The sequence below is a fragment of the Azospirillum melinis genome (assembly GCF_013340935.1).
Lineage (GTDB): Bacteria > Pseudomonadota > Alphaproteobacteria > Azospirillales > Azospirillaceae > Azospirillum > Azospirillum melinis.
In genome coordinates this window covers 58,770-74,143 of sequence record NZ_WHOS01000035.1, presented here as the reverse complement: position 1 = coordinate 74,143, position 15,374 = coordinate 58,770, and the positions used below count along the sequence as shown (strand labels likewise).

Genomic DNA, 15,374 nt, shown 5'->3' with positions numbered 1-15,374 from the left:
AAAGGCAGGTTCCCACGTGTTACTCACCCGTGCGCCACTAAGGCCGAAGCCTTCGTTCGACTTGCATGTGTTAGGCATGCCGCCAGCGTTCGTTCTGAGCCAGGATCAAACTCTCAGGTTCAGATCGCCAACAAAAGCCGGCGACTGACAGGACCGCCTGAAGCGATCTCCTGAAACGTCGATACTGTTACAGTTTCTCTGCTCAAAAGATGCACAGACGATCCTCGATTGTGCCGATCCCCATCAGGAACCCAGCACCTCAAGGCCGCAACGGCTACCAACTGCCGCCGCCTGCGCATCCCTTCTCACAACACGGTATAAACTTGTCAAAGAACCCGCCCGATGCAGAAACCGCTGCTTCGCCGAACCCCTGGGGTTCGACCGTCAAGCGCCGGTTTGTCGGGCTTCCCGTTCGCGTGTCGGTCGCTGCCGTGTCGGCGGCGCCGGCGTCGTTCGCGTCGGGAGGCGTCTTATATGCGGCCTCCACCCAACCGCGCAAGAACTTTCCGCATCCCCATGACGTTTTTTTGACCGGAGGCCAAAAAGGGGCGCCGCATGGCGCGGCGCCCCCTGCCCGTCACCCCCGCCCGTCAGTAGGCGGCGTGGTCCCAGAACTGGACCATGCTGCTGTCGGCGTGATAGCCGTCGGTTCCCATCGACGACCAGCTGAGGTCGTGAATGCCGTGGGCCAGGACGGGAGCCTTGTCCTTCAGCGAGTAGTCGGCGTGCGCGCTGTCCCGGAAGCCCGGATTGAAGACCGCGTCGTTCGGACCAAAGGCGCGGCCGTTGGCGGCGACATTGCCGTCCATGGTCAGCCGCCCCGGGCTGAGCAGCTTCCAATACTGTTCGATCGGCATATCGCCGGCGGCGAGGTTGTGGATCACCATGTTGTCATGGGGGCGCGCCTCGTCGCCGGCCTTGGGCACCCATTCCAAGCGGATGAAGGCATCCTCCGGGCGGCTGGCGATGCCGAAATTGTTCTCCAGCAGATTGTTGTCACCGCCATGGACATAGATGCCGGCCCAGGCGAAGCCCTTCACGAAGTTGTCGCGTACGATGACGCCGCTGGTCAGATCGTCGAGCGAGATGCCCCAACCCTTGTGATCGGTCAGCCAGTTGCCCGTGCCGTCGGTGGCGAGACCTCCGGTGTCGATCACCTCGTTGCCGCGGATGACCGAGCCCATGTCCTTGGCCGAGCGCCCGAGCATCTCGATGCCGCCGCCATCGGCGGTCTCCTGCCCGACATGGTGGATCTTGTTGAACTGGACGGTGTTGTTGCGGTTCAGCTGACCATCGTCCCATTCCTTGAACGACACGCCGTAACGCGGGGCGTCGGTGATGTCGTTGTTGCTGACCATGCTGTTGCTGCTGCCGACGGCACCGATGCCGGCCCCGCCCTTGGTGATCTGGCCAATATGCTCGATGGTGTTGGCGTAGATGCGGTTGCCATCGGCGGCATGGATCATCGAAACGCCGGTGTCGCCGAGCTGCTCCATATGGTTGCCGGCGATGCGGCTGTTGTCGGTGCCGTCGAGCGAGACCGCGGTCCCGACATTGACGAAATGATTGCCGCCGACCGAATTGCCGTGCCCGCCCTGCATCGACAGCGCAGCGCCGTCATAGCGGGTGTCGGAGAAGGTCAGCCCTTCGATGCTGATATTGCTGGCGTTGCTTGACTTGATCAGCGTGCCGAGCCGGGCGACGACGACGCCGTCCGACTGGAAGCTGGCGGCATGTTCGGGCTTCACCACCAGCTTGCCGTCGCCGGCGCGCCAGCCGAATTCACCGGCGTCGCGGATCAGCGAGGCGTCGTTCATCACCCGATAGGTGCCGCCGGTGCGCAGCGCGTAGGAGGCCGCGTCGTCGAGCGTCACCGTGTGGTGATACTGGTCGATCGACTTCACATGCGAGATGTCGTCCCTCAGCCGTTCCGTATCGAATGTCTGAACGACCAGACCGTCATGGGGCTTCAGGCCCGACGGGATGTCACCGTTCGAGAAGTTGAAGCTGGTCTTGCTGGCGCCGGTCGAGTTGGCCTTCAGCACATGCCAGCCGCTGGTGGCCGCCTCCGCGGGATCAAAATCGCCGGTCTGCGCCGCATGCTGGCGCACGCCGCCGATGCTGACATCCAGGCCGTTGGCCGACGCGAGCTTGGCGGAGTAAAGGCCGTTGCCTTCATAGGTGAAGCCGGTCACCCGATCTCCGCCGCTGAGGACCGGCGTCTCGTTCCCGTAGGCGAGGAAGCTGTGGCCGTCGTCGTGGGAGTCGAGTGTCAGAGTCTTGTCCAGGCGGTAGGTGCCGCCACGGACGTAGGTGGTGTCGACATCGCTCGCCCGCATCGCGTCCCGCGCCTTCTCAAGGCTGGCGAAGGGACCGTCGGTGCCGGCGGCGTTGGGAGCGGCGAGCCGCCCGGACCAGCTGTCATTGCCCTTGGTGGACACGAAAAAAGCGGCCTGGTCGGTGGTCGTCATAAGTCATTCCTCCGTTCTGATGGAGGCATGAGTCGAATTTTTTAGTTAAAATTTTATTTACGCCCTTAGTACCTCTGATGGACAGGAGGGCTCTGCAAGATCGGTATTATGCGATGCGGTGAACAGCCACGAATTGGTGGCAATGTGGTCCGGCATTAATTGTGAATCTGAACCTTCTCTATGGACAAGCTCTCGCCATACGGATTCGCGCATTACGCGCATCAACCGGCCGGCAAGTGATGCCGACAGTCGCCGCCGCGTTACAGGGCATCACTGGACTGGTCATATTCTGGAATTTTATGATAAGCTGACAACTGCCGGGGCCTTGTTCTTGGTCATACAGCGGTGCCGCGCCCACTTCAGCGTCAGGGCCGCCCCTCCCCCGGCTACAGGACGTGAAAGGGACCTGTCTTGAGCGAAGAGTTGAAGAACGTCACCGCGACGAACGTCACCGCGACGGTAAAGTGGTTCAAGCCGGAAAAGGGTTTTGGGTTCGTCCGCCTTGCCGATGGCTCCGGCGAGGCTTTCTTGCACGCTTCGGTCCTGGCCGCCGCCTCCCTGCCCAACCCGGTCGAGGGCACGACGGTCGTCTGCGATCTGGCCCAGGGCGCCAAGGGGCCCCAGGTCGTCGCCATTCACTCCGCCACGCCGCCGGAAACCCCGCCCGCCCCGCGGGCCCGCAATCAGCGCCCGCCGCGCGCCGTCGCCCCGGCATCCCAGTCGATGGGCCAGCCGATGGGGCAGCCGGCAGGTCAGGCCGCCGGACAGGGCCCGCAGCCTGAGGATGGCGGCGAAGGCTTCGCCCGTCCGCCGAAGCCGCCGCGTGAACGGCGCGAGCGCCAGTCCGAACCGGCCGGGCCGGCCACGATGGCCTATGGCACGGTGCGCTGGTACAATCTGGACAGCCAGTCCGGCCTGATCGAGCCGTGGGAAGAGGGCGCCACCGTCTATTTCGACCGCGCCACCCTGCGCCAGTCCGGCCTGGACATCGTCGCCGACGGCGAGGATGTGCGCTATCTGGCCGTCGGGTCGGAGGATGCGCCGGTCGCCCAGCGGGTCGAGCTGATCTGACGATACCGCCTTCGCAGGCGTTTGCCGCCGCGGGCCGGCCGTAACGGGCCGGTCGCGCGGCGGTCGCCGTGTATGGGATTGCGACCCGGCCGCTTCACAAGCGCGTCGCCTCAGAATCTGGTCGAGAGCGTGAAGAAAGCCCGCGGGGCACGGTCCTGCGTGCTGAACGGTGTGGTGATGAAGGGCTTGGCAAGTTCCACGCTGGCATCGATGCGCTGGAAAACGCCGAAGCGCAGGCCGACACCGGTCGAGGCTAGGGACCGGCGGCCGTGGCGCGTGCCGCCTTCGTAATTGTACACCGCCCCATAATCGCCGAAGCCATAGGCGACCGCGTAATCCAGCCCGTCCTCCTGGACCGGAAGGATGTATTGCAGCTCCGCCCGGCCGGCGAAGCCGCTGTCGCCGGTGATTTCCGAGGGGTCGAAGGCGCGGCCATACTGCTTGCCGCCCAAGCCGTATTCCTCGGACGACAGCAACTGGTCCGGGCTGTATTGCGCTTCGCCGGAAAGGGCGAGGATCAGCTGGTCGGTCAGGGGCTGGGTGCGCTGGGCCGACACCAGCAGCTTGCGGAAATCGCTGCGCCCGCCGCTTCGGGTCAGGTTTGCGCTGCCGGATTCCGTGGCGTTCAGGATGTCCAGACCCTTGGACAGCTCCGCCGTCAGCAGATTCGACCCGCCCCAGCCATCGGCGAAATCGTAGGAGACGTTGGCGGCGACGATGCGCAGCCGATCCTGCGACAGCTTATCGCCTAGCACGTCGGTGCGGCTGTCGCGGATGGTGACGCTGAGGCCGGCGCGCAGGGTCTCCGCCCGGCTGCGGATGAAGGGATGCGACACCGCCACCCGGCCGGAGGTGGTCAGGCCGTACAGGTCGAGCGGCCGCACGCTGTCGCCGGGCTGCGACCAGGAGCGGCGGACGCCATATTCCACCGTCGTCCCTTCGGCATCCACCGGCACAAGCTGTCCGACGTCGAAGAAGCGCAGCTCGCGGAGCTGCGGGGTGACGATGCCCTCGGCCGTGGTGCGTTCGAACAGGCCGAGTTGATCCTCGACGGTGGCGACGCCGGTCAACTGCATCGGGCCGATGGAGCGGGTGCCCCGGTTGTCCAGCGACAGGAAGCCGTTGAAGGGCGTGCGCTCCAGCGCCAGGGTCAGGCGCGAGGCGCCGGGCGTATCGGGCGATGCCTCCAGCACCGTCTTCACCGCCACGCCGGGCAGGTCGTCGGCCAGCAGGACGTAGCGCTCCATGTCCGCCATGCGCAGCGGGCGGGAAGCCTTGATCTTCTCCCCCATCCGCCGCAGCAGACCGAGCCGGTCCTTCGCCTCGCCCTGGACGACCACCTCGTCGACATAGCCCTCCACCACCTGCAGGCGGACCACGCCGTCGCGGATGCGCTGGGCCGGCACCACCGCCTGGGACAGCACATAGCCGTCGTTGCGGTAGCGCGCGGTGATGGCGTCGCGGATGGCGTAGAGATCGGCCAGAGTCACCGGCTTGCCCAGCTTGTCGCGCCACAGGGCGGACAGGCTGTCGCCGTCATAGACGCTGTTGCCGTCGATGCGGATCTCGGTCAGCGTCAGGGTGATGCGCTCGGCATCGCGTGGCGGCGGAGCCTTTTCCGGCGCCGGCATCTCGATCTCCGGCGAGGATTGCGGCACGGGCGGCCGTTCGAAGCGCTGCTCCAGCCGGTTGGGGTCGAGCGAGGGCGGCAGCACCGGGGGAACAGCCTGGGCCAGCGCCGGCAACGGACCTGCAACTCCCGCCAACAGGAGGATGGACAGGCGGACGAGGCGCCGGGGCGCGGACATGGACATGGACATGGCGGAGGGGGCGGTTCGGGACACGGCTTGTTGTCGCAAAGCTATTTGTCGGTGAGGGCGGTCACGCCGGTCCAGTCCGGACCGGCCGGCTGCCCGATGCGCTTCTCCGCCTTGTGCAGCATCGCCAGCGCGGCACCGTCGGCAGCCACCAGCGCGCGGAACCCGGCGGCGGCGGCCTCGAACCGCCCGGCGCGCCAGTGCTCCAGCGCAGCGGCATAGGCGGCGCGCTGGGCGCGGTCTTCGGGATCGGCACGGCGGGCCTCGGAGAGCGGTTCGAACACCTCGACCGGCTCGCTGCGGCCGACAACCTGCACGATGTCGAGCGCGCGGAAGGCTTCCGGGTCGCCATGGTGGCGCACGGTCTCGCCGCTGACCATCAGCACGGAGTTGTAGTATTTGTTGGCGCCCTCCAGCCGGGAGGCCAGATTCACCGTGTCGCCCATCACCGTGTAGTTGAAGCGGCGCGGCGAGCCGATGTTGCCGATCAGCGCCGGACCGGTGGCGATGCCAGTGCGGTTGGAGCCGCGCCCGCTGGCGGTTGCCAGCAAGGTCGGGTCGTCCGCCATCGCCTGATGCATCGCCAGAGCGGCCGACACCGCGGCGCGGGCATGGTTGTCGATGGCATAGGGGGCACCGAACACCGCCAGCACGGCATCGCCGATGTATTTGTCGACGAAGCCGCCATGCGCCTCGATGATGTCGGTCATCACCGTGAAATAGCGGTTCAGCACGGCGACCAGGGCTTCCGGCTCCATCCCCTCCGACATCTTGGTGAAGCCGGCGATGTCGCAGAACAGGATGGACAGGTCGCGCTCCTCGCCGCCCAGGCTGGGCGACTGGCCCGACGCGATCATGTCGTCGATCAGCGATCCCGGCAGGTAGAGCTTGAAGGCGTTGCGGATGTGCCGCTGGTCGCGGTCGAGCACGGCGAAGCGGAAGCCGAGCGCCAGCGGGAAGACCAGAAGAGCCGCCAGCGCCGCCTGGAGGTAGGGCAGCACCAACCCGCCCTGGAACGCCTGCACCGCCACCCCGCTCCACCCCGCCAGCAGCAGGAGCAGCCCGGCCGCGGCCACCGCCGGCCGGGTCGCCAGCGTCACCACGGCAGCCAGTCCGGCCAGCAGCAGGACCAGGGCCGCGGCGGCGGGCCGGCCGGTTTCCTCCAGCGCATCGTGCGCGATCAGGTTGGAGATGGCAGCGGCGTGGATGTAGACGCCGGGTATGCTGTCGCGGGTGCGGCCGGCGACATACAGATCGCTCATCACCGGCAGGGCGCAGCGTTCGGGAAGGTTCATCCCCTCCGGCTTGGTGACCCAGCGGTTGGAGGAGAGCTTGCGGTCCTCCACATCCAGCACGGTGCCGACCATCACCGCCTTGCCCTTGAAGTGCCTGGCGAAGAAGTCGGCCTTGCCGGCTTCGGCGCAGGCATGGAGGTCGGCCAGCGAATAGGTCGGGATGGCGCCGGCGGCGGTGGCGTGGTTGACCAGCAGCCGGTTGCCCTCCCCGCCCGGCACCCGGTAGCCGGCCAGCGTGGCGGAGCCGTCCGCGCCGCGCTCCAGCGGCGCCTTCAGCGCGCGGGAAGCGACCTCTACCGCCATGCCGGGCTCGGCCTTCGGCTGTCCGTCGGGTCCGGCGACGGACAGCGTCAGCGGAACCCGGCGCAGCACGCCGTCGGCATCCTCCACCAGATTGACCGAGCGGACGTTGTTCACCCCGGCGGCGATCATGTAGCCGCGGTAGGGCATCAACGGGTCGCTCTGATGCTGCACCTTGGCCAGCACCAGCCGCCCCTCCTTGCCGCCGCGGCGCAGGGTCAGCAGGTAATCGCGCTCGAAGCCCGGGATCAGCGTCTCGACCGAGGTCGGGTGGACAAGGTCGAGGCCGATGGCCGCCGCCCCGCCATCCAGCATGGCGCCGAGGACGGTGCCCAGCCGCGGCCCCCACAACGCTTGCGGCGTGCCGGCGAAGGGCGGGCGGCGGTAGGTCTCCTCGTCGATGCCGACCACCACCACCGGCGATGGGTCGGGGGCCGGCCGCGGGCCATGCACCTGCTCCCGCAGCCAATAGAGGCTGTCGATCGACGGCCCCTGCAGCATGGACGAGGCCGCCAGCACCAGAAGCGATGCGACCGCCGGCGCCACCGCGCCGAGCAGGACCAGCCGGACGCGCCGGGGCAGCCTCATCCCGTTCAACGGCCGCGCCCGCCGCTCAGAACCGGATCAGCCGGCCGAGCGCCGGACCGCCGCCGGCCGCGGCCTTCTCGTCGATCTTCACGACGAAGGATTTCTGCCCGGCGGCGATCTTGTAGAGCCCGCCCGGCTCCAGCCCGGCGCCGCTCTTGGCGGTGTCCAGCGTGGTGCCGGGGACATTGACCGTGCTCAGCGCGATGCCCTGCACGTCCAGCCGGTCGATGGTGACCGGACCGGGCGCCGACAGGATCAGCACAGGGTGGGTCTTGAACAGGGTCAGGTCCGGCTTCGGCAGCGGCGCCTTCATGCCCGGCAGGGCGATGGGGGCGCTGCGGAAGACGGTCACTCCCGCCTTGCCAGCCTCGTTGGAGGCCAGCAGCAGCTTGCCGCCGTCGCAGGGCAGCGTGTGGCGGTCGATGCTGCCGCCCTGCACCGCCGATTCGCGGGCGCCGACCGTCACCGAACCGCCGGTGATCGTCTCGTTGACGCAGGATTCCAGGTAGCTCAGCGTCAGCGTCTGCCCGGTCTTCAACGTGACGGTGCGGCCGGCCGCCAGGTAATCCATCGGCTGCACGCCGTCGACGCCGTCCGACACATCCTCAACCAATGCGGTGGGTGCAGCCGGGGCCGGGGCGGGATCCGCGGCGAGCGCCAGCGGCGATGCGGCCAGCAGAAGCAGGATTCCGGTAACGGCGGAGCGAACAGGTATCTGGAACGCGACGGACATGGAAAAACGGCCTCCCGGTCAGTGCAGGGGGCTGTACCCCCTACGGACGGCATCACTATAGCTGCTGTTCCCTTTAGCGAAGTTACCGGGTTACTTCAAATCCAATACACCGCCGCGGGCCCCGGTCACAGCGATACCGCCGGCAAATTCCCGTCATCCCGGCGACATCCTATTGTCAAGAAAGTGAAATACTCCCGCCACAACCCCGTCATGACCACCGGCTAATATACACCTCCCGCGCGTGGCGGCCTTCCGGGTCCCGCCGGATGGGACGGACATCATTGGAGCGTCGCGACCGAACATGGGTACCGAACACATCGTCCGCTCCTTCGCGCAGGAATTGCAGCGTCTGTCCAACCTCGTGACCCAGATGGGCGGCGTGGCCGAAGCCCAGGTGGAAGCCGCGGTGAAGGCGGTGACCCGCCGCGACGTCGGGCTGGCCTCCCAGGTGATGCAGGCCGACGCGCGGCTCGACGCCTACGAGCGCGACATCGACGCAGAGGCGGTGCGGCTGCTGGCGCTGCGCCAGCCGATGGCCCAGGATCTGCGCGAGATCGTCTCGGCCCTGAAGGTCTCAGCCGATCTGGAGCGCATCGGCGACTATGCCGCCAACGTCGCCAAGCGGTCGCTGGCACTGGCCCAGGTGCCGGTGGTGCGGCCGGCGGCCGGCATCCCGCGGATGGGCCGGCTGGTCGAGGCGATCCTGAAGGAGGTGCTCGACGCCTATATCGAGCGCGACGTCGACAAGGCCATCGCCGCCTGGGAGCGCGACGAGGAGTTGGACGACCTCTACACCAGCCTGTTCCGCGAGGTCCTCACCTACATGATGGAGGATCCGCGCAACATCACGCCCTGCACGCACCTGCTGTTCATGGCGAAGAATCTGGAGCGCATCGGCGACCACGCCACCAACATCGCCGAGATCATCCATTTCCTGGTGGTCGGCAGCCCCCTGACGGTGCTGCGTCCGAAGAACGACGGCAGCAGCTTCGCCGTCGTCTCGCCGATGGCGCCGGACATCGACCTCGCCCTGCCTCCCGACGACGACGCAGGCCCCGCCGACGCCGGCTGAGTCCCCCGGCCCTCCAGCCCCGCCCGCCTGCGCGCTTGCCCCGACCGCCGCCGGCAGCGACACTTTGTCAGGCCACAGCCGCGGATTCGCACGCGCAGGGGAGATACCGCCACGGTGCGGGGCTTTTCCGTTTGCATGCGGCGCGGGGGTCGGGTATTAGCCCGCCCCGTGTGCCCGACATCAGCCGCGGCATCCCTTTCCCTGCCTGCAACGAGACACGCTGGTCATGCCCGCCGACGCACTGAGCTCCGCCCTGCTTCCCGCCGGACTGCACGACGTGCTGCCGTCCGAAGCGGCGCATGAGGCGGCCGCCGTCGAACGCCTGCTGGCGGAATTCGCCGCGCAGGGCTATCGCCGCGTCGATCCGCCGCTGGTTGAGTTCGAAGAGAACCTGCTCTCCGGCCCCGGTGCCGCGATGTCCAAGCAGACCTTCCGGCTGATGGACCCGCATTCGCAGCGGATGATGGCGGTCCGCGCCGACATCACCCCGCAAATCGCCCGCATCGCCACCACCCGCCTGAAGAACGAGGCCCGGCCGCTGCGCCTGTGCTACGCCGGGCAGGTGCTGCGGGTGAAGGGGTCGCAGCTGCGTCCTGAACGCCAGTTCACCCAGGTCGGCGTCGAGCTGATCGGCGCGCTGGAGGCCGAGGCCGATGCCGAGGTGGTTCTGCTGGCCGTCCAGGCGCTGACCGCCATCGGCGTGCCGCACCTGTCGGTCGATCTCTGCGTGCCGACCATGGTGTCGCGCATCTGCGCCGGCCTCGGGCTGGGCGAGGACGAGATTCGGCAGCTGCGCGCCGCACTCGACCGCAAGGACTCGGCCGCCGTGGCCGCCGTAGGCGGCCCCGCCGCCTCGCTGCTGGAAACGCTGATGAGCGCGTCGGGTCCCGCCGACCGCGCCATGCAGGCGCTGGCCGCCCTGCCGCTGCCGGAGGGGGCCGAGAAGGACCGCCGCCGGCTGACCGACACGCTGGCCCTGCTGCGCGCGGCGATGCCGGACCTGACGGTGACCATCGATCTGGTGGAGCATCGCGGCTTCGAATACCAGACCGGCCTCAGCTTCACCCTGTTCTCCCGCGCCGCGGGCGAGCTGGGCCAGGGCGGTCGCTACCGCGCCGGCGCGCAGGGTGAAGCCAAGGGAGATGGGCGCGGGGAGCCGGCGACCGGCTTCACGCTGTACATGGATACGCTGCTGCGCGCGGTTCCGGCGGCCAAGGCGCCGGGCCGGGTCTATCTGCCGCACGGCAGCGGTTGGGAAACGGCGCGCAGGCTGCGGGCCGACGGATGGGTGACGGTCGCCGGGCTTGCCCCGGTGGCCGATGCGGCCGCGGAAGCCAGACGGCTCCACTGCGGCCATTGGCTGGCCGGCGGGGACGTCAAGCCGGTCGGGTGACCCTGGGTTCAAACGACTTGCGTTCACAGAAGTTGGGTTCAAGCGAGTTGGGTTCAGGGTGAACGGGCCCCCACGCCGCGCGGATGGTACCCTGCGGTGGATCGGGAGGCTGAGCGGTTCCTTTTTGAAGTTTTGCGGAGACGAGAGATGGCCAACGTTGCGGTGGTCGGCGCCCAGTGGGGCGACGAGGGCAAGGGCAAGATCGTCGACTGGCTGTCCAGCCGGGCCGATGTGGTGGTGCGCTTCCAGGGCGGTCACAACGCCGGCCACACGCTGGTGATCAACGGCGTCGAATACAAGCTGAGCCTGCTGCCGTCCGGCGTGGTGCGCCAGAGCAAGCTGTCGGTCATCGGCAACGGCGTCGTCTTCGACCCCTGGGCCTTCATCCGCGAAGTCAACGCGATCAAGGAAAAGGGCGTCACCGTCAACCCGGAAAACCTGATCGTCGCCGAGAACGTGCCGCTGATCCTGCCGGTGCACAGCGCTCTCGACAAGGCGCGCGAAGAGGCCAAGGGCGCCGGCAAGATCGGCACCACCGGCCGCGGCATCGGCCCGGCCTATGAGGACAAGGTCGCCCGCCGCGCCATCCGCCTGTGCGACCTGACCGACGACGCCGTGCTGGTGGAAAAGGTCGACGCCCTGCTCGCCCACCACAACGCGCTGTTCCGCGCGCTGGGCGCGCCGGAGATGACCCCGGCCGACATCCTGGAGCCGCTGCGCGAGATCGCCCCGCAGGTCCTGCCCTACGCCGCCGTCGTCTGGAAGCAGCTGGACGAGCTGCGCCGCGCCGGCAAGCGCATCCTGTTCGAAGGCGCCCAGGGCACGATGCTGGACATCGACCACGGCACCTATCCGTACGTCACCTCCTCCAACACGGTGGCCGGCAACGCCGCCGCCGGCAGCGGCATGGGTCCGCGCGCCGTCGGCTATGTGCTGGGCATCTGCAAGGCCTACACCACCCGCGTCGGCTCCGGTCCCTTCCCGACCGAGCTGCTGGACGACATCGGCGAGCTGATCGGCCAGAAGGGCAAGGAGTTCGGCGTGGTCACCGGGCGCAAGCGCCGCTGCGGCTGGTTCGACGCCGTCATGGTCCGCCAGGCGGTCAAGACCGGCGGCATCGACGGCATCGCCCTGACCAAGCTGGACGTGCTGGACGGCTTCGACGAGATCAAGGTCTGCGTCGGCTACCGGCTGGACGGCCAGGAACTCGACTATTACCCGTCGAACGCCGGCTCCCAGGCCCGCGTCGAGCCGATCTACGAGACCTTCGAAGGCTGGAAGGACACCACCCGCGGCGCCCGCTCCTGGGCGGAACTGCCGGCCCAGGCGGTCAAGTATGTCCGCCACATCGAGGAGCTGATCCAGGCCCCGGTCGCCCTGCTGTCGACCAGCCCGGAACGCGACGACACCATCCTGATGACGGACCCGTTTGCCGACTGAGCTGGCGGGACGTTCCAGAAAGAAAGGGCCGGCATTTCGCCGGCCCTTTTTCGTTTCCGTGCGCTCCGGATCAGGCGAGGCGGATCACACCGACCGCGTCAGCCCGCCATCGACCCGGATGTTCTGGCCGGTGATGTAGCCGGCGCCCGGCGAGGCCAGGAAGGCCACCGTGGCGGCGATCTCCTCGCTGCTGCCGTAGCGCTGCATCGGCACGCTCTGGCGCCGTTCCTCGGTCGCGGGCAGGCTGTCGATCCAGCCCGGCAGGACGTTGTTCATCCGCACATTCTCCGCCGCATACTGCTCGGCGAAGATCTTGGTGTAGGCGGCCAGACCGGCCCGCGCGACGGCGGAGGTCGGGAACATGGCGCTCGGCTCGAACGCCCAGGCGGTGGAGATGTTGACGATGGAGCCGGCCTTCTGCCCGACCATGATCGGCGCCACCAGCCGGACCGCCCGCACGACGTTGAGGAAATAGACCTCGATGCCGCGGTGCCAGTCCTCGTCGCTGATCTCCAGCAGGGCGCCGCGCGGACCGTGGCCGGCGCTGTTGACCAGCGCGTCGATGCGGCCCCAGCGCTCCATCGTCGCATCGACCAGCCGCTTCAGGTCGTCGTTCGACTGGTTCGACCCGGTCACCCCGATGCCGCCGAGTTCCGCGGCCAGAGCCTCACCCTTGCCGGAGGAGGACAGGATCGCGACCTTGAACCCGTCGGCCGCCAGCCGGCGCGCCGAGGCCGCACCCATGCCGCTGCCGCCGGCGGCGATCACGGCAACCTTTTCGTCGGACATGCTCATTCCTCCCAATCCTGCAGTTGCCCAACCATAAGGGCGGCCGGCCGCCGCCTCAAATGCGATTTCAGACGGGACGGGAACTGCGGAGCGGGAAGCGTCAGATGTCGAAGTTGGCGGCGATGTTGCCGGTGGACTGGCGATGGCGCAGGGCGTCGGCCAGCGTCCGGTTGTCCAGCACGGCGGCGGTGGCGTCGCGAACCTGGACCATCAGCCAGCGGACCGAGCAGGTCTCGGTGTCGATGCAGTCCTCGCACGGCCGGAAGGACGCCTTGCTGGCGCAGGGGATCGGAGCCAGATGCCCGTCGATCAGGCGAATCACCTCGCCAAAGGTGATTTCCGCGGCCGGGCGGGCAAGCCGATAGCCGCCGCTCTTGCCGCGCTTGGCGAACAGAATGCCTTCCTTGCGCAACTCGACCAGGATCGCTTCGAGGAACTTGCGCGGGATGTTCTCGCGCTCCGCGATGTCGGCGATCAGGATCAGGTCGCCATTGTCCTTCTCCGCCAGCATGATCAGGGCACGCAACGCGTATTTGGCTTTCTGCGACAGCATTCCGGCGGAATCCGTATTATTGCGGCGGCGGTTGGGTGGTCCGCCCCGATCTAAAGCTTCGGTGGTTAACATTTCGTACCGGTCCGCTATTCCACCCAAAGGCGCAACATCCGGCCGGAACCAGCGGACCTTAGATCGGATCGCAGAAAATCGGAATCGATTTGACGCGTGAATGGTTTGCGGCAGCCATCGCAGGCACGTTAAGGTCACGCCGCCCATGGGATCATTCCGCCAATTTCCCGCAGAACCGAAGGTCAGGCCATGCAGTACGCCATCGTTCCGGTCACCCCGTTCCAGCAGAACTGCACGGTGCTCTGGTGCCCCGAGACGATGAAGGGGGCCGCCATCGATCCCGGCGGCGACCTGGACCGCATCCTGGCCGCGGTGAAGGCGAAGGGCGTGACGCTGGAGAAGATCCTCGTCACCCATGGCCACATCGACCATGCCGGCGCCGTCGCCGACCTGGCCGACAAGCTGACGCTGCCCATCGAGGGACCGCACCGCGACGACCAGTTCTGGATCGACGGCATGCCGATGCAAAGCCAGATGTTCGGCTTCCCGCCCGTGCGTTCCTTCACCCCCGGCCGCTGGCTGGAGGAGGGCGACACGGTGACCGTCGGCAACCAGACGCTGGAGGTCCGCCACTGCCCCGGCCACACCCCCGGCCACGTCGTGTTCGTCCACCGCCCGTCGAAGCTCGCCATCGTCGGCGATGTGCTGTTCCAGGGCTCCGTAGGCCGCACCGACTTCCCCAAGGGCAACCACGGCGACCTGATCGCCTCGATCCGCGACAAGCTGTTCCCCTACGGCGACGACATCGCCTTCATCCCCGGCCACGGCCCGATGTCGACCTTTGGCGAGGAGCGGCTCTACAATCCCTTCCTGAACGACTGAGGGCGGCCCCCTCAATCCACCGCCGGATCGTCGCCCAGCAGCAGGTCGATGCGCCGGCGCAGGCTGATCAGTTCGCGGCGCTGCATGTCGTCGACATAGGCGCGGTGCTCGCGCGGGTCGCCCAGCCGGGCGGTGGCGCGGCGCAGCGCGTCGAGGAAGCGCCCGACAGCCGACATGGTGCGCAGCGACGGCTCCTTGGCGGCGTCCTTGCGGCTGCGCGCCGCCTGCACCGTCCCATCGCCGGCCTTCACCTGCTCCCACAGGGCGATCTGCTCGTCCAGATCCTTGATCCAGGCGATCTCGATCAGGGTGGAGCGGGACACGTCATGGTGGGCGGCGGCATATTCCTGCTTGATCGTCTCCGGCAGGCTGTTCAGCCGCAGGGTATGGCTGACGTTGCTCTGGCTCTTGCCGATGATGCGGCCCAGCTGTTCCTGGGTGTAGCCGAAGCGGTCGATCAGCCGCGCCAGCGCCTCCGCCAGTTCCAGTGCATCGAGGTCGACGCGCTGCACATTCTCAACCAGCGTCAGTTCGTCCGGATTGCCGGAGGTGACCAGCGCGTAGATGGTCGCCAGCCCCAGCATCTCGTGCGCCCGCAGCCGCCGTTCGCCGGCGACCAGACGGTGGCCGCCCACGACCTCCTGCACCAGCACCGGCTGTTTCAGCCCGTAATGCGCAATCGAGTCGGCCAGCCCCTGCATCTCCTGCGGGTCGAAATGGCGGCGCGGCATGCTCGGATTGCGCATGATCCTGGCAACGTCGAGTTCCAACAGCCGGGGCGGCTTGCCCGTATCGTCGAACAGATCCGAATGATCGGGTGCGAGCGTCGGCATGTCCTGTTCCGGTCCCCTTGTTTCCGGTCCTTCCGGCCCCGCAACGGTGCCCCGGCCGTTGCGGCTCTGTCAACGGCACAGTGAGAAGAAAAGGAGAACGGGCCATGCCGGCTTCGCTGTCGCTG

12 protein-coding genes and 1 rRNA gene are annotated in these 15,374 nt (G+C 67.8%); 5 read left to right on the top strand and 8 right to left on the bottom strand.

The genetic code is table 11. The features are described from left to right. A 16S ribosomal RNA gene (locus GBZ48_RS23195) occupies positions 1 to 121 on the bottom strand; the annotation flags it as partial. A 469-nt stretch (positions 122 to 590) separates the two neighbouring features. Further along, the gene (locus GBZ48_RS23190; protein WP_174473165.1) at positions 591 to 2,471 is read right to left on the bottom strand and encodes a right-handed parallel beta-helix repeat-containing protein; all 1,881 of its coding nucleotides are present in this window, start codon (positions 2,469 to 2,471) and stop codon (positions 591 to 593) included. Between the two features lie 411 nt (positions 2,472 to 2,882). On the opposite strand from GBZ48_RS23190, the gene GBZ48_RS23185 reads away from it, so the two are divergent. After that, positions 2,883 to 3,542 (top strand): cold-shock protein, encoded by a 660-nt coding sequence (locus tag GBZ48_RS23185; protein WP_246307401.1) that lies wholly within the window; start codon positions 2,883 to 2,885, stop codon positions 3,540 to 3,542. 110 nt (positions 3,543 to 3,652) lie between these two features. On the opposite strand, the gene GBZ48_RS23180 is transcribed toward GBZ48_RS23185, so the two are convergent. The 3 genes from GBZ48_RS23180 to GBZ48_RS23170 are packed head-to-tail and all read right to left on the bottom strand — an operon-like array spanning position 3,653 to position 8,275. After that, the gene (locus GBZ48_RS23180; RefSeq protein ID WP_246307400.1) at positions 3,653 to 5,350 is read right to left on the bottom strand and encodes a ShlB/FhaC/HecB family hemolysin secretion/activation protein; all 1,698 of its coding nucleotides are present in this window, start codon (positions 5,348 to 5,350) and stop codon (positions 3,653 to 3,655) included. 53 nt (positions 5,351 to 5,403) lie between these two features. After that, entirely contained in the window at positions 5,404 to 7,542 is a 2,139-nt protein-coding gene (locus GBZ48_RS23175; RefSeq protein ID WP_174473163.1) for an adenylate/guanylate cyclase domain-containing protein, read from the bottom strand. Positions 7,543 to 7,567: 25 nt separating this feature from the next. Beyond that, positions 7,568 to 8,275, bottom strand: coding sequence for a hypothetical protein (locus tag GBZ48_RS23170; RefSeq protein ID WP_174473162.1), 708 nt, complete (start codon positions 8,273 to 8,275; stop codon positions 7,568 to 7,570). A gap of 301 nt (positions 8,276 to 8,576) precedes the next feature. Here GBZ48_RS23170 and phoU point away from each other — a divergent pair, with 301 nt between their 5' ends. The 3 genes from phoU to GBZ48_RS23155 all read left to right on the top strand — a co-directional run bounded on the left by phoU (position 8,577) and on the right by GBZ48_RS23155 (position 12,180). Beyond that, positions 8,577 to 9,347 carry a phosphate signaling complex protein PhoU gene (phoU, locus tag GBZ48_RS23165; RefSeq protein WP_174473161.1) on the top strand — a complete coding sequence of 257 codons (771 nt, stop codon included), beginning with the start codon at positions 8,577 to 8,579 and terminating at the stop codon, positions 9,345 to 9,347. A gap of 226 nt (positions 9,348 to 9,573) precedes the next feature. Further along, on the top strand, positions 9,574 to 10,740 hold the full coding sequence (locus GBZ48_RS23160; protein WP_174473160.1) for an ATP phosphoribosyltransferase regulatory subunit: 1,167 nt from the start codon (positions 9,574 to 9,576) through the stop codon (positions 10,738 to 10,740). Positions 10,741 to 10,887: 147 nt separating this feature from the next. Next, complete coding sequence (locus GBZ48_RS23155) at positions 10,888 to 12,180, top strand: adenylosuccinate synthase (RefSeq protein ID WP_174473159.1); 1,293 nt, start codon at positions 10,888 to 10,890, stop codon at positions 12,178 to 12,180. Between the two features lie 84 nt (positions 12,181 to 12,264). Here GBZ48_RS23155 and GBZ48_RS23150 read toward each other — a convergent pair whose 3' ends face one another. Both GBZ48_RS23150 and GBZ48_RS23145 read right to left on the bottom strand, forming a co-directional pair. After that, positions 12,265 to 12,969 carry an SDR family oxidoreductase gene (locus tag GBZ48_RS23150; RefSeq protein WP_174473158.1) on the bottom strand — a complete coding sequence of 235 codons (705 nt, stop codon included), beginning with the start codon at positions 12,967 to 12,969 and terminating at the stop codon, positions 12,265 to 12,267. 100 nt (positions 12,970 to 13,069) lie between these two features. After that, positions 13,070 to 13,522 carry an RrF2 family transcriptional regulator gene (locus tag GBZ48_RS23145; protein WP_174473157.1) on the bottom strand — a complete coding sequence of 151 codons (453 nt, stop codon included), beginning with the start codon at positions 13,520 to 13,522 and terminating at the stop codon, positions 13,070 to 13,072. Positions 13,523 to 13,783: 261 nt separating this feature from the next. Here GBZ48_RS23145 and GBZ48_RS23140 point away from each other — a divergent pair, with 261 nt between their 5' ends. Beyond that, positions 13,784 to 14,416 (top strand): MBL fold metallo-hydrolase, encoded by a 633-nt coding sequence (locus GBZ48_RS23140; protein WP_174473156.1) that lies wholly within the window; start codon positions 13,784 to 13,786, stop codon positions 14,414 to 14,416. Positions 14,417 to 14,427: 11 nt separating this feature from the next. Here the strand turns inward: GBZ48_RS23140 and GBZ48_RS23135 are convergent, their stop codons facing one another. Then, on the bottom strand, positions 14,428 to 15,249 hold the full coding sequence (locus tag GBZ48_RS23135) for a ParB/RepB/Spo0J family partition protein (protein WP_109050619.1): 822 nt from the start codon (positions 15,247 to 15,249) through the stop codon (positions 14,428 to 14,430). Positions 15,250 to 15,374 lie beyond the last annotated feature (125 nt).